This is a genomic window from Photobacterium sagamiensis, assembly GCF_050337085.1.
GTDB lineage: Bacteria > Pseudomonadota > Gammaproteobacteria > Enterobacterales > Vibrionaceae > Photobacterium > Photobacterium sagamiensis.
The window spans coordinates 97590-110785 of the sequence record NZ_JAKJSP010000013.1; the positions used below are offsets into that span (position 1 = coordinate 97590).

The following is a 13196-nucleotide window of genomic DNA, read 5'->3' on the forward strand; positions in this document are numbered from 1 at the left end:
AATGATGCCTTATGTCTCTCTAATTAACTGTCTCATAGTACCGATTATCAAAGTGTAAAAATTTAGAAGAATTGACAAATAATCACTAAAAATAGTCAAAGACGGAATGCGGAGACTCGTTAGAAACAACTACTCACGATTTCTTTATGTAGCGTTTTGGAGACTTTCCCAACGCCTTTTTAAACATTGTGATGAATGCACTAACAGAGTCATAGCCGAGTTGTTCTGAGACAGGCTGAACAGACTCACCTTTTGTAAGTAACTGGAGTGAAACGACAATATGCAGTTGTTTTCGCCATAAACCAAATGTCATTCCGGTTTCCTTCACCACCAACCGAGAGAATGTTCTTTCACTCATTGCAAGAAAAGAGGCCCACTGCTTGATAGTCCGCCTGTCAGCAGGATCGCTGAGGAGTATGTCCGCGACTTTCCTCAGCTTTGCGTCGCTGGAAAGAGGAAAGTTGAGTTGCTCTCTCGGCATTTGCGCCATCATTTTAAATAGCACATCAATCAGCATTTTTGTTTGCTCCTTTGCTGACTCTTCAGCAGAGAGCTTGGTCAAGTAGAGTATCATTTCTCTCACCAAAGGACTGATTGAGAGAGTGCAGCACCTATCAGGTAGTGCCACTCTGGCAGAGTCAATGAACACGAAGCAGAATGTTGCAGAAGAGGCTGGGGTATTTCTATGTGGCAAGCTGGCTGGGATCCATACTGCCGACTCAGTAGGTACCATCCATATTTCATTATCTACTTCACAAATCATTGAGCCAGTCACGGGCATAACTAACTGTCCTCTTTCATGTGAATGAATGGGTGCTTTGAACTCGCTATTCGATGAAGTCAACAGAAGTACATCAATTGAGGATTCAGATGTATCGGCCGCAAAATTATGCAAGGCTAAAATCCTTGTTGATTCAGCAAGTCTGCGCCAAGTTTCAAGGGCTCTATGCACCTAGCTTGCTTTCAGGCTCCCATTTATATCGGTTTGTTAAAGATAGTCCTAACTACACTGAATTGTGGGTAATCTTCGCCGTTTCAATGAACAAGATACGGTATCGACCAACGTCACCACCCGAGATATTCGCCGTAATCAGGATGAGGGCTCATGGCACAGTACTCATGTTATGAGTGTTTTCCGCTAATATATTTAACTGATTAGATTATCATGATAAATTAATGACAACGATGATGATGATCCAACAAAGATATAACTAAAACATATGCAAGTGCTAAATGAGAGACTGGTAACACTGTTTTGCTATGAAGATAAATCAGCCGGGCTGTTGATGCGAAGCAGCTTGAACGCTCTATGTAAGGTAGAAGCTTACCACTCAAATCGGAAGGGAGATATTACTCATGTTTTGGAAAATCACCCTATCCAACTGATGTTCATTGCTGGCTCTGAAGAATACATTAAAGAGGTATATTATAGCGTTAATAACGTCTATAAAAATAAAAGCCTTACAGATAATGTTAAAACCATTATCGTTGCAATCCCTAAAATATTGAATGCTCAATCGTTAAACTTTCTTGTAGAACAGGGGTATGATCTAATTTTAGATGATGCTTATCAGTTAAGGGATTTTAAAAGCAAATTTACTCCGTTATATCAAAAGCTAAAAACAAGAAACTTACTGGCTTTCAAACTTGATACACTAGAAATAACTGAAAAGCTGTATTTGCAGATTTTCATTAAATTTGTGTCCGATCACCGACTTGTGAAGCTTATTTTTCGGGATTATGTATACAGAAACTACAAGATTGCACTTCTTGAGGCTCTCTATAAGAAAAACCATAAAATTAGTTTATTAACTGAATTAACACACTACTTTGTAGAAAACAGCAGCTTCCAGCGTGGGCTTGTTTACTCCGCAGAACTGTTAAAGGTATGCCCCTGGTCGTTCCGGGCAAACCATACGCTAAGTAAGTATCATATGGCAAGATCACCAGAAAAGGCTTTGGCATATTTTCTAAAAACAGATCAAAGTCAGCTGGGTGAAACGGATCCTGATTTTATCTTCGAACTGCATGCCAAGAATTCGTCTAGCCGCTCTCTGGGTATTCTAAATAAATATATTTTGTCACGGGAAGATGCTGTGTTGGATCTAGCCATGTCAGCAGCAAATAGGTTCATGTATCAGCCAAGCGTACTGAGAAAGCTTTTTGTTAATACGCTCAGTAACAATCGGATAAGGATAAATATCAACAAAAAAATCATCCAAAATTGTTCAAAACAAACGAGTTTTGTACTATCAGTTATGCCGATGTTATTAGCGGGTAAATCTTATGCTGCTGGTGAAATTATAAAGCGCGAGATCCGTACCTTGGATGAATGTGATGTATCACCTAAAGAAGCGATAATCTATTCATTGATGTTTTCTCTGCTTGGCCGAAACAGTTATGCTAAAAGAGTTCAGTTAGATGATAATCCTGAAACTTTTAACCAACTTCAGCATGAAAATGCGTTAAAACTAATAGATAAATTAGAAAAAGAGGTACAGTTAAAGATTGAAACGGTTACAGCATGCAAGAATGCAGATGATATCTTCAAGCATTATAGACAATATCCATTATCTAATGAGTTATTACACGCGGCCTGCTTGTCATTAGACAAGTTAGATGTAAGTGATGAACGATTTAAGAACCTGATCAATACATCTATTTTTCTTGAGACATCTGCCGAAAAAAGAAGTGAGCTAAGAAAGATAAAGTCTCGGGTGTTTTAATTACAACAAAGAGCTTAATTAGCTGATCCGAATACTACTTCATTCTATGGGATTACACCCTCAAAATTCTGTTTATCCCACTTTAAAAGGGCTTAATGTAATGAACAAAAAACAATGCCCGTTGCTTCATAATAATAGCGTCATGTGCAATTTCACGCTTACCTTTATAACAAATAACTCACAATCGACATAACACTTACCATCACTTGATTACCACTACAGAGTGCTATCTGGTGATAACAATATCGCCGCACCACACTCAAAAGATAGACCAAGCATGGGGTGCTTGGTCTATTTTATATCACCTTAGTTGATACAACTTTACTTAGAACTTAAATTTGTTGAAAACAGATTCAAGAATACGATCTGCGATGTATTTGTGAGTCGCTGTTGTCGGGTGAGTTACTCCCCAGAATACGTGTGAATCAGAGCCATAGTACGCACATTCGTTTGTCAGGCTGCGACTATATAGATAATCCAAGGCTGAGCTACGGTTGATGTCTAAGCAAGGCTCTGACGCGTTTTTGAAACCGTGTTTCTGCGCAACAAAACAGGACTGGCACATTTAACAGAAGCTAGCTAAGACTTACATTATTAAGTCAGTCAAATACACTTGGAACAGCATTGTTGATTTTCTAGCTTGTAATAGTCTGAACATGATGTAATTTCACGTGTTTTTGGTTGTTGGAGGTAGGGTTTATCCTTCCGGGACCAGAATTAGGAGGGAAGTCTTTGATTCTCTAGAACGGTTTACGTTGTGAGCCTATATCCTTGTGCCCGAGAACGATTGAAGTTCACTGTTGCAGTCTGAATGGAGTGTGATGAGCCAATGAGCAACGCACGTTGTCGTTAAAACTGTGTGCAGGCTTTTAACCAATTTTGCTGTTCGAAATTTAAACGTTGAAGGATTGGCGGTGTGTGGGATTCAATATACCTTGTTTTACCTTTGCGAAGCTGCCGACCTGTCCAGTCAACAAGCTCTAAGTAATCCATCAATCGCATCGGGATCCCTTCGATGATGGCTTTGCAGGTGTTGAATTCGGCTTCGCTATTGGTGTCGCCTGCTAACAAGCGTTGAATAATGACCATAGCTTATGTGTTGGGTTTGAAAAGGGGCTGATGATCAGATTGGGATTAGTATTGCGGTGCAGTGAAATTAACAGAATTGATGGTTTCTTAAGCCTGCCTGTCCTATAAGTCGAAGGTTACAGTCCATAACAGAAGAGCATGGGGACGCATTCTAACATGAAGGAAGTGTATCAGGGACACCCACCTGTACATCATTCGTGTAGATCGGTCATGACTATGGCTAAATGTCCATAAACAGGGATAACAAAAATAGGGCAGGCACAAATAACCATCTTGTCTGCAAGATGATATTTCAGCTTAAGGTTGCCTGCTTTTATATACAGTCAACAAAAAAGGTGGGGGTAATCCATTGGGCTTTAATGATTGAAGGCTACTTAATTAAAACCGATATAACATCCCAATGCTTATCAGCTGTACCGACGAGTCGTAGAAGTTGATATCACTATTTTCTTCAAACCAGACCACACCAGCATTGGCCAGCCAGTCTTCCCAACCAAAAGGTTTGTTATAGAAGGCTGTAAAACTGGCACCGTACCGCTTACTGTCTGCTTTTTTACTGTAAACAGGGTTGGCCTCATCGTATTCCAGATCAGCATAAGTGGCATTGGTGACAAATTTCCAGCGATTAACCGAGTAAATATAGTTTACATTAAAAGACAGTCCATCATAGGCCACGGCGTCGCCGTCGAGATCTTGATCGATATAGGCTATTGCAGGGGTGACTCGATGTTTATTCTCGTCCAAGTTAAATGTGTATTGAACAGAGAAACGATTTCTATCGCCGTTACGATCCAGCAGAGCGCGATCGGCAGCGGATAATCCAAGAGCTTCACCACTGCGTTCCTTATCGATATCAACTTCCCGTGCTGAGTAGCGCAGTTCTAGTTCAGTACCATATATATTATCCCAGATGAGTCGATAGCCGTTGCTGGTACGATCGGTGTTTGTTCGATCGATGCCGGTGACAAAGGGATCTTCCCACACTTCGGTCGCAAGCGGGGTTTGCAAAAAGCTAACACCGATTACACCGGCATTACCAATTTCTTGCCGCATACCGGCGCGGGCGGCAAAATCGAAGCGGATATAGTCTTCAAGCTGGTTACCAAAAAATACCTGGGTACGGGTGCTGGCAAAAGTGTAGGCGAGCTCCAGACCTATTACCGGTAGACCGGAAGTTTCACTATCAGGTGACTTAGTGAGAGTGTCGATGCTTTTGTTACCGAGCTCGACACTGCCGAACTCTGCCAGCGTGTTGGACTCGACGCGGGTCACACCGGCTCCAAGGTTGATAAAACCACTGAATCCGCTTTCCTGGGGAATTGAATCAATAGCGAAAGCTGATGAGACCATGCTAGTGCTGAAGACAAGAAAACTAAGGTAACGCATAGAAAACCTCATTGACCGATGAATATTTGTTATAAATCTTAGTCCATTACTTCCTGCTTGCTTGTAATTTTATTAATAATAGGAAAACACCCCAAAGGTTTTCCAGCTAGGCTTAAACGACTTTTTGACCAATTAATCTAGCGTGATGAGCGAGTAGTACGATGAGAAAGAAAGTGGCTTTCATTCGTGAATATTTGAGTACAAGCGATGTGAAAATTCAGCTGTTGTGATTCAGGTGATCAAGCAAGATGTCGTGTCACTGGGTTCGCTTCAGAACTGAGCATTATTAAAACAGTGCAACTTGCTGTTGTTTGTCGAACAGCATTGCATAAGCTTTTAAGAATGAAGGAATCGCTCAATGATAGATGCAACGAAAAAGCAAAAAATATTATTCTTGGTGATAGCCATTGTCACCGCTGTATTTTCAATATTCTCGGCTGTATTGATGACCGAACCTGGGCAAAGTCTGAACTTGCCTCGCAGTTGGGTTATGACGTACTTTCAGTATCGATGGTTTTTCATTGGCGTGAATGTTTGCTTGCTTGCCTACCTATGGTATTTGCATGTGAGCTTAAATATCTGGTCTAGATTTTGGGTTAGCCTTGCAAGTGTCGGCGTGGCGGTGTGTATTATCGCCGCTAATTTTTTACTGACCGCTTTTTTTCCGTCATATCAATACGGCGCAAACTACGTCTCTATTACAGATGCAGATAAGATATTAAGCGACAGCGATGTGATTTATGCAGTTGAAATCAATGACGAGGTACGAGGCTACCCACGAAAGCATCTTGAAGTGCCGCACATTGCAGGTGACAACATTGGCGGCAAAGATGTCGTAATGACTTTCTGTGCGCTCAGCAACCTACCGGTGGTGATTGAGCAGGATATCGGTTTTGGTCAATCCGATTTAGGGATCCTCATCCAAACCCACAACAATTTGGTGATGGTTGATCGTAACTCAGGTGAACTTATCCAGCAGATAACGCGCACTCCTGAATTTTCTGAGGCGAAAGTCGTGTCTCATCCCAATACGATGACGACATGGAAAAGTTTCAAGGAATTGTATCCTCAAGCCACGGTGTTTAATTACGAGTTTAATCGTGTGGTTGATTCGTTACTGCTCGCCTTGTTTGAAGGCCCAATGGAACAACAGTTCAGCAATGAATATGGACCAATATTTCCGACACTGGCGATGAATGACAATAGATTGCCACCCAAAGAGCAAATATGGGGATTCGATTCTGGTGACGTTCAGGCAGCATTTACCCGTTCTTTTGCTCAGAAAAATCCGGTGTTTAAGTTTGACTTAGAAGGTCATCCTTTAGTCTTGGTCTACGATGAAGAGCACGATATTGTAAATCTGTTCGATGGAGTCATTGATGACCAGTTGGTTGATTTTGAATCGATAGACTTCAGAGGTACAAATGAAAATGGGCGATTAAAACAGTTACCAATGCATAACGGTGTCTTCTGGATGGTATGGTCACATTGGTATCCGGGTACCCAGGTTTTTAATTGAATTATTAGAATAATCACTGATATTTGAAGCAAAGCCGTGATGACCTATCGCCTTATGGGAAAGTGCCTGAGCACCACAAGAACTCCTATTAGAGCAACCGCATTATTCAATTGGCTATGCTTTAATTCTCCCCAAGAAAGTAAAGGCATAATATGCGAGAAATTTTCTTGTCACTGCTCTTGATTGTTCCTTTAAATGCCAACGCCACGGCTCCGGCTTTTAGCCGTTTATTTGCAGCAGCTGACAGCGCCGAAACAGCTTACAACACACCCGCAGGGATGACCCGCCTCTCGGAAAATGAGTTGATTTTGTCAGGTAACTTAATTAATTATTTTGGTGAATTTGAAATTAATGAAAGTGTAACCACGGTAAATGGTGGAGAGCCTGATAGCGGTGATCCGATCATTATCCCTGCAATGTATTACGTCCATATTATCAATGACGATTGGCGAGCGGGCTTTTCATTGAATATTCCCACGGGGTTTGGCTCGAGTAGCGGAGGCAGTTGGGCTGGCCGATACTACAGTACTGAGTCTAGCCTTATTTTAATCAGCGCAAATCCCAGTGTAGCTTATAAAGTCAATGAATGGCTGTCACTCGGAGCTGGTTTAAATCTAAATTACACGACTTCTGAAATCACGTCTGCAATTGCGAATAGTGATCCCAGTTTGTCAGATGGTGAACTGGATGTTGAGTCAGACGGTCTCGGTGTGGCTTTCGTTGCCAGTAGCTTAATAGAATTCACTCCTCATACGCGGGTGGGGATTAATTTTCACACTGAGTCTGACGCAAGTAGTGAGCCTGATATCGATATCAAAGGGACTAGTGTTCCACCAGAAGTCGTGGATATGATCAAAGACCTCGAAATTACCAGTAAAGTCCCCGCTCAATTCCAATTCGGGGTGTATCACCAACTGGATAATCTGTGGGAATTAACTTTTGATGCCATGTGGATAAATTTTTCCGAATTTGGCGTGACCGAGATCAGTATTGTTGGTAATGACATCGAAGCACCCGATGACTTATATGAAGACTTCTGGGCATTCTCCGCCGGCTTATCTTTTCCGATAGCAGCAAAAATGACCGGCAGAGTAGGGGCACTTTATGTGCAATCCCCGATGAAAGATGAAAATCGCAGCTTCTCTTTTCCCCTTGATAGAATTTACGGCGCGGGTGTCGGCATACAGTACAAGCGCGAAAGTGGGGATTTGGTCGATGTGAATTTCAACCTATTCGATAGCGGAAAAGCTCCTATTGATACCGGTGTTGATCCCAGCCGTGGGCGAATCGCCGGTCACTATGTAGACCATTATGCGCTTGGTTTAGAACTAACTTACCACTGGAAATAAAAAAACACTCCGTACTCATTACGTCGCAGCTAATCGCTTGCCCGCATCGGCGAGCAATATGTCATAAAGTAGCTTTGCTGCTAGTCCAGTGCGACCTACCTTCGGCGCAACAAGATGTACCGGCACTTGATAGCGCGTTCCGCCTTGCAAAGGCAATCGCACTAGTTCTGATGTATCTAATTCCTCTAGCCTATGGTCAGGCATCCGACAAAAACCAAGCCCCGAGCTAACCGCCTGCCAGGCATGATCAAAATTATCTACCGTAACTCGCCGCTGGGATTTCAACCAACCCACATTTTGTTCCTCTAATGATTCTTCAGAGCCAAGATCACGTACAACAATCTGAGTTTCAGTGAGCAGATCATCGTTACATATTGTGTCTTTTTGCGCTAATGGGTGGTTTCGAGACACGACGGGAATCATAGTTACGACACCAAATGCTTCGGCCAGATAGTTTTCGACAGGTAAGTTGACGATTGCAATATCAGCAAGTTGATCTTTAACGGCATCTTGTGTGCTTGATAATGACGTTTCACGAATTTTAACCGAAGTACCACTGTTATTTGCAAAGAATTCTTGTAACGGTTGGTATAACCAGCGACGACAACAAAGATGGTCGATAGACACTATAATCTCAGACTCCATTCCTTGGGATAATTGAGCCCCTATGACCTCCAACTCCCGTGCTTGATCCACCATGGGTACGGCTCTACGAAGCAGTGTTTTCGCATTATCAGTTAAAACAGCTTTCCGCCCTTCAATGCGGATTAGTGAAACGCCAAGTTGAGCTTCCAATTTTTTGATCGCATAGATCAAGGTGGTGTGGCTTTTATTCAGCCGATGTGATGCAGCCTGAATACTACCAGCTTTATCTACCTCTATAAGAGTAAGCCACTGTTCTAAGGTTGACTTTAATTTCATGGTCTATTTTGTCCACATAAATGCGCAATTTATTGAACTTTATTGTACATTTTTTATAGGTATTATTGCTACATATCTCGAGTCGCAGCACATGTCAGAGTGACATTTTATCCAGTGAATCGCGTTAAATTGGTTACACCTACTCATGTATTAGTAAGAAGGAATAAATCATGAAAAAATTGTTGCAGCTACACTTTGCGTTTAACGGTCCTTTTGGTCAGGAAATGGCAGATGGATTAAAAGATCTTGCTGAGTCTATTAATAATGAACCAGGTTTCATTTGGAAAATCTGGACTGAGAATTCGCAGGAAAAAGAGGGTGGTGGTATTTATCTTTTCGAGAGTGAAGAAACAGCCCTAGCGTACCTTGAAATGCATGCTGCACGATTAAAAAACTTAGGTGTTAAAGAGGTCTTTGGTAAAATCTTCGACGTTAACGAACCTTTAACTAAAATTAATAAAGGAGCTATCTCGTAAGTTATTCCTATTTGAATTTAATGGTGTATACCTCGGGTAAGAACATTATTCTCAACCCGAGGCATAATTTATTAAATATTACAAAATAGGACAGGTACATTTAGAAGAGTCTACTAAGACTTACATTATTAAGTCAGTGAAATACACTTGGAACAGCATTGTTGTTTTTCTTGCTTTTAATAGTCTGAAAACGATGAAATTTCACGTCTTTTGGCTTGTTGAAGTTAGGGTTTATCGTTCTGGTTTCAGAATGAGGAGGGGAGTCTTTGATTCTCTAGAGCGATTTGCGTTGTGAGCCTATATCCTTGTGCCCGTGAACGATTCATGCGCTCCAACTTTTTTGAAAATGTAATTTTGTCCAAAAATATTCATGAACCTAATCAAACTATCGTACTAGCTCCCTATTACACTTTTGCGAAGGATCTGATAGTTTACTTTGGCAATTACGCACTATTGTCTAAATTATCATTAGAAGTGTTTATTGATGAAACTTACTTTATTTGCGTCTGGATCACTGTTTTCTCTTTTTCTGGTTCCTTATGTAGAACAAAGGAAACAGAGTTTTAAAAAAATGTATGCAACAAAGCAAAATGCACAAAAAGGTATCGAGTCTGTACAGCATAACGCATCGACTACCGAAATTAATGATTTAACGTAACGCCCGTAAAGCGTCTCAAAAAGCTTATGTGTAGAATTAAGGTCGTCATTGGCGGCCTTTTTTGATGGATGGCTAAAAATTACTGTACAAAAAACGTACAGCTGTTATTATCTCGCTCGCTCTGTTGTACAGAGAGTTATTAAATGCAACATCAAGTACAAGTTAAACCTTCAGCTACATCTACGTTATCGTTTTGTACCTCAGTGTTTCCCTTATATTTTTTAGTAACATTAAATAATTCAACCGCTTAGCACATCGCATTTTGGCGATTTATTAATGAATTTTTATAAGGGGCAGCATATGTCTAATTCAAGTACTGGTATCGTAAAATGGTTCAACGAAGATAAAGGTTTTGGTTTTATCACTCAGGATAACGGCGGCGCTGACGTATTCGTTCATTTCCGCGCTATCGCTTCGGAAGGTTTTAAAACCCTAGCCGAAGGTCAAAAAGTTTCTTTTGACCTGGAGCAAGGCCAAAAAGGCCCTCAAGCAGCGAACGTAGTTGCTTTATAATTAGAAGACTGATCTTCTGAAAAAAATGCTGGCAATGGCCGGCATTTTTTATGCGTGTCGTTTAAGCATTGGTTCGGTACCCACTCAACATAACAGCCAAACAATGAATCACCGAAAGGTCGCCTATAACGTATGGGCTGGCAGTTGTTATCCCCGTTTTTTACCTAATCTAACCATCGTTCACATGGATGAAAAGCAGGACACTTTAAAAATGGATAAACAGAACATTTGAAAGGCTGCCAACTGGCGGCCTTTCTTGTATCTGTACTGTAGGTGTCGTAGCCGTGTTCGGATTTGGAATTTCCGACAGCTGAGATTTTTTACACCACAGCTTGCAGTGCTGCATGGTCGAAAAAAAGACGTTTTAGCTCAATATGGTCTTATAGTTCACGCTTTGATAAGATGACGAAAATTGTCTTATTGCCGAAAAGTCGTGATAGGCAGATAAGGCACGGCAACGACGAATAAGAGGCTCGGGGTGGGCCGCGGGCAGTGTAGAGCGCGAGAGAATCAACTTTGAGACGTTAATTTCGTGCGCTTTCAGTCGGTCGCGCATATGCTCTTAATGTCAGCGCAATAAAGCTGATAACATGATAAATACCTTTTTGTTAATGAATCCCCCGCTTCTCCAAGTGCCAAGCGGGGTTTTTTTGCTTTCATAGGCGGTAAAGGGTGAGGGTGTTTGACTGCGCGAGTTGGCCGATAGGCTGGAAACCAACGACGGGATCTTGCCCGCTATCAATCCAGACCAGGCACCACACTAGAGACCGAGAAGTAATCAGGAGAGCGTTATGTTAACCATTAACGACGACGACACCATCACCCTCAAAACCGACGATTATGAGATCGCGTTCCACAAAAGCGAACTCGGCAAGCGCGTCAGCTACAACCATGAAACCGGCCAGCTGATTTTAACCGATCTGCCTGATGGTCTGATTGAACAAATCGAGCAGGCACTGCAAGAGAGGGATGTCACATGAAGGATGCCGAGCAGCTCAACTTCCGGCATGCCCAAACGCTGAGCCACAAAATTCTTGAAGAACCGGCGGAATACGTCGAGGAACTTAATCAGCTGATTGAAGACTGATTGGCGAGGAATTCTAGGTGGGCACAAAATATCAGCTGAGAATAAATGTTTATGCGAAAAGGAATAAATCAAAAAATCAAAGAAACCTTAGAGTTTATCCAGAGTAACCCTAGTTGTAATTCAAACACTCTTGATGTTCGAATTGTACACGAGTTGATTTCAGACGGATTTGCTGAAGGCTTCGATATATTTTCGCAGAGTACAACTGAGCAAAATAGAACAGGCACATTTAACTGAGAAGTGGCGCAGAATGCTGTTCAAGCGGCGCAGTTTGCCAACGAGGCCAATAGCGAAGCCCAAACGGGTATCCAGGTGGTGCAGGGTACGGTTGAAAGCATCAACAAGCTGGAAAGTGAGATTAGCCACACATCAACCCGGCTGGGTGGCTTGGCGCAGGAAGCAGACAATATCGGTGGTATCCTCGATGTGATCCGTGGCATTGCCGATCAGACTAACCTGCTTGCCCTTAACGCGGCCATCGAGGCTGCCCGCGCTGGTGAGCAGGGACGTGGTTTTGCTGTTGTCGCTGACGAGGTGCGTGGACTGGCCCAGCGTACTCAAGACGCTACCTCGGAGATTCAGACGCTGATTGAGCATCTACAGCAGGGTACCCGTGATGTCGTGTCTAGTATGGAAATGGTTTCTTAAGCATGCCTGTCCTATCAGCCGGCGACATATATCCTTATTTGTTATGTTGTTACATTAGCACAAACTCAGCGGAACAATTAACCGACCGCAGTGCCTTGTTAGCCGTAGGTGCCCGAAGCATTCCCCCAAATCGTGGTAGGGACTTTTTGACTACCACCAATTATAATTGGTGATTATTTTAGAACTGCATTTTACTTCATGAGCCAAAAACCTGACCGCACCACCGCAATGCGAATGATTATTGAACAAGTTAAGCAGGAGTTTCCACTTTACGAATCAGACACGTTTGTTTGTGGCCCCGACAACAACTGTATTGGGTGTCCAAAGAAGCTAATGGAAATCGTGGATACAGAGTTAACTTACTGGGAACACGCGATTAATCGGGGGGTAACTCCAGATTTTGATGAAATATCACGATTCGGTAAGTTGTGCAAAAACGTAAAACGCGGGTTAATCCGCAACAACAGAATCAAAACCTAAAGACTCTTTATTAACCCGCGTGGCGATATCTAAATTGAGCTCTCGCATAAACCAGCTGAGGCTGGCGAGACGAGAACGCCAGTCATCGATAATGGCTTTGCAGGCATTGAATTCGACTTAGCTATTAGTGTCGCCAGCTAATAAGCGTTGAATCAGTACCGGTTTGCTATGAAGGGCGCACCAGCGATCAATGACCTCTTTAACCGTTAATGCTTGCGCATTTTCTTCATCAATATGTACCGCGAGCTGGTAGTATGGCGTTGATTCCAGGCAAATATGTTGTTTTCTAGCGGTGGTCATGAGTTACTCCTCGCTGGTGGAATAATGACCATAGCTTATGAGTT

The 13196-nt window shown here is 42.2% G+C and carries 13 protein-coding genes and 2 pseudogenes; 9 read left to right on the plus strand and 6 right to left on the minus strand.

Annotated elements, in window-relative coordinates:
• Nucleotides 1–133: 133 nt before the first annotated feature.
• The gene (locus L4D76_RS04070; RefSeq protein WP_428439663.1) at nucleotides 134–895 is read right to left on the minus strand and encodes an AraC family transcriptional regulator; all 762 of its coding nucleotides are present in this window, start codon (nucleotides 893–895) and stop codon (nucleotides 134–136) included.
• Between the two features lie 325 nt (nucleotides 896–1220).
• Between L4D76_RS04070 and L4D76_RS04075 the strand changes: the two genes are divergently transcribed.
• Nucleotides 1221–2726: a hypothetical protein gene (locus L4D76_RS04075; RefSeq protein WP_428439664.1), complete on the plus strand. Its 1506-nt coding sequence runs from the start codon at nucleotides 1221–1223 to the stop codon at nucleotides 2724–2726.
• A 325-nt stretch (nucleotides 2727–3051) separates the two neighbouring features.
• Here the strand turns inward: L4D76_RS04075 and L4D76_RS04080 are convergent.
• From L4D76_RS04080 to L4D76_RS04090, 3 genes and pseudogenes are all read right to left on the minus strand, one after another.
• Nucleotides 3052–3267: pseudogene (locus L4D76_RS04080) on the minus strand (thermolabile hemolysin); the annotation flags it as partial.
• A gap of 308 nt (nucleotides 3268–3575) precedes the next feature.
• The gene (locus L4D76_RS04085; protein ID WP_428439665.1) at nucleotides 3576–3815 is read right to left on the minus strand and encodes a hypothetical protein; all 240 of its coding nucleotides are present in this window, start codon (nucleotides 3813–3815) and stop codon (nucleotides 3576–3578) included.
• 378 nt (nucleotides 3816–4193) lie between these two features.
• Nucleotides 4194–5201: a DUF2860 domain-containing protein gene (locus L4D76_RS04090; RefSeq protein ID WP_428439666.1), complete on the minus strand. Its 1008-nt coding sequence runs from the start codon at nucleotides 5199–5201 to the stop codon at nucleotides 4194–4196.
• A gap of 358 nt (nucleotides 5202–5559) precedes the next feature.
• On the opposite strand from L4D76_RS04090, the gene L4D76_RS04095 reads away from it, so the two are divergent.
• Together L4D76_RS04095 and L4D76_RS04100 are read left to right on the plus strand one after the other, a co-directional pair.
• Nucleotides 5560–6720 (plus strand): DUF3179 domain-containing (seleno)protein, encoded by a 1161-nt coding sequence (locus tag L4D76_RS04095; protein ID WP_428439667.1) that lies wholly within the window; start codon nucleotides 5560–5562, stop codon nucleotides 6718–6720.
• Nucleotides 6721–6872: 152 nt separating this feature from the next.
• A complete protein-coding gene (locus L4D76_RS04100) occupies nucleotides 6873–8069 on the plus strand; it encodes an OmpP1/FadL family transporter (RefSeq protein WP_428439668.1) in 1197 nt (398 codons plus the stop codon).
• Between the two features lie 18 nt (nucleotides 8070–8087).
• On the opposite strand, the gene L4D76_RS04105 is transcribed toward L4D76_RS04100, so the two are convergent.
• On the minus strand, nucleotides 8088–8990 hold the full coding sequence (locus L4D76_RS04105; protein WP_428439669.1) for a LysR family transcriptional regulator: 903 nt from the start codon (nucleotides 8988–8990) through the stop codon (nucleotides 8088–8090).
• A 170-nt stretch (nucleotides 8991–9160) separates the two neighbouring features.
• Here L4D76_RS04105 and L4D76_RS04110 point away from each other — a divergent pair, with 170 nt between their 5' ends.
• The 6 genes and pseudogenes from L4D76_RS04110 to L4D76_RS04135 all read left to right on the plus strand — a co-directional run bounded on the left by L4D76_RS04110 (nucleotide 9161) and on the right by L4D76_RS04135 (nucleotide 12852).
• Nucleotides 9161–9466, plus strand: coding sequence for a monooxygenase (locus tag L4D76_RS04110; protein WP_428439670.1), 306 nt, complete (start codon nucleotides 9161–9163; stop codon nucleotides 9464–9466).
• 571 nt (nucleotides 9467–10037) lie between these two features.
• Nucleotides 10038–10124, plus strand: coding sequence for a DUF1508 domain-containing protein (locus tag L4D76_RS04115; protein ID WP_428439785.1), 87 nt, complete (start codon nucleotides 10038–10040; stop codon nucleotides 10122–10124).
• Between the two features lie 300 nt (nucleotides 10125–10424).
• Nucleotides 10425–10637: a transcription antiterminator/RNA stability regulator CspE gene (gene cspE / locus L4D76_RS04120; protein ID WP_428439671.1), complete on the plus strand. Its 213-nt coding sequence runs from the start codon at nucleotides 10425–10427 to the stop codon at nucleotides 10635–10637.
• Nucleotides 10638–11428: 791 nt separating this feature from the next.
• Nucleotides 11429–11617, plus strand: coding sequence for a hypothetical protein (locus tag L4D76_RS04125; protein WP_107284489.1), 189 nt, complete (start codon nucleotides 11429–11431; stop codon nucleotides 11615–11617).
• Between the two features lie 344 nt (nucleotides 11618–11961).
• Nucleotides 11962–12360: pseudogene (locus L4D76_RS04130) on the plus strand (methyl-accepting chemotaxis protein); the annotation flags it as partial.
• Nucleotides 12361–12570: 210 nt separating this feature from the next.
• Complete coding sequence (locus L4D76_RS04135) at nucleotides 12571–12852, plus strand: hypothetical protein (RefSeq protein WP_428439672.1); 282 nt, start codon at nucleotides 12571–12573, stop codon at nucleotides 12850–12852.
• A gap of 117 nt (nucleotides 12853–12969) precedes the next feature.
• On the opposite strand, the gene L4D76_RS04140 is transcribed toward L4D76_RS04135, so the two are convergent.
• Complete coding sequence (locus L4D76_RS04140) at nucleotides 12970–13152, minus strand: hypothetical protein (protein ID WP_428439673.1); 183 nt, start codon at nucleotides 13150–13152, stop codon at nucleotides 12970–12972.
• Between the last annotated feature and the right edge of the window lie 44 nt (nucleotides 13153–13196).

Bases quoted from the DNA above. Each gene is read 5' to 3' on its own strand.
- L4D76_RS04075 (WP_428439664.1), top strand. From the start codon at position 1,221: ATGCAAGTGCTAAATGAGAGACTGGTAACACTGTTTTGCTATGAAGAT.
- L4D76_RS04085 (WP_428439665.1), bottom strand. From the start codon at position 3,815: ATGGTCATTATTCAACGCTTGTTAGCAGGCGACACCAATAGCGAAGCC.
- L4D76_RS04090 (WP_428439666.1), bottom strand. From the start codon at position 5,201: ATGCGTTACCTTAGTTTTCTTGTCTTCAGCACTAGCATGGTCTCATCA.
- L4D76_RS04095 (WP_428439667.1), top strand. From the start codon at position 5,560: ATGATAGATGCAACGAAAAAGCAAAAAATATTATTCTTGGTGATAGCC.
- L4D76_RS04100 (WP_428439668.1), top strand. From the start codon at position 6,873: ATGCGAGAAATTTTCTTGTCACTGCTCTTGATTGTTCCTTTAAATGCC.
- L4D76_RS04105 (WP_428439669.1), bottom strand. From the start codon at position 8,990: ATGAAATTAAAGTCAACCTTAGAACAGTGGCTTACTCTTATAGAGGTA.
- L4D76_RS04110 (WP_428439670.1), top strand. From the start codon at position 9,161: ATGAAAAAATTGTTGCAGCTACACTTTGCGTTTAACGGTCCTTTTGGT.
- L4D76_RS04115 (WP_428439785.1), top strand. From the start codon at position 10,038: ATGTATGCAACAAAGCAAAATGCACAAAAAGGTATCGAGTCTGTACAG.
- cspE (WP_428439671.1), top strand. From the start codon at position 10,425: ATGTCTAATTCAAGTACTGGTATCGTAAAATGGTTCAACGAAGATAAA.
- L4D76_RS04125 (WP_107284489.1), top strand. From the start codon at position 11,429: ATGTTAACCATTAACGACGACGACACCATCACCCTCAAAACCGACGAT.
- L4D76_RS04135 (WP_428439672.1), top strand. From the start codon at position 12,571: ATGAGCCAAAAACCTGACCGCACCACCGCAATGCGAATGATTATTGAA.
- L4D76_RS04140 (WP_428439673.1), bottom strand. From the start codon at position 13,152: ATGACCACCGCTAGAAAACAACATATTTGCCTGGAATCAACGCCATAC.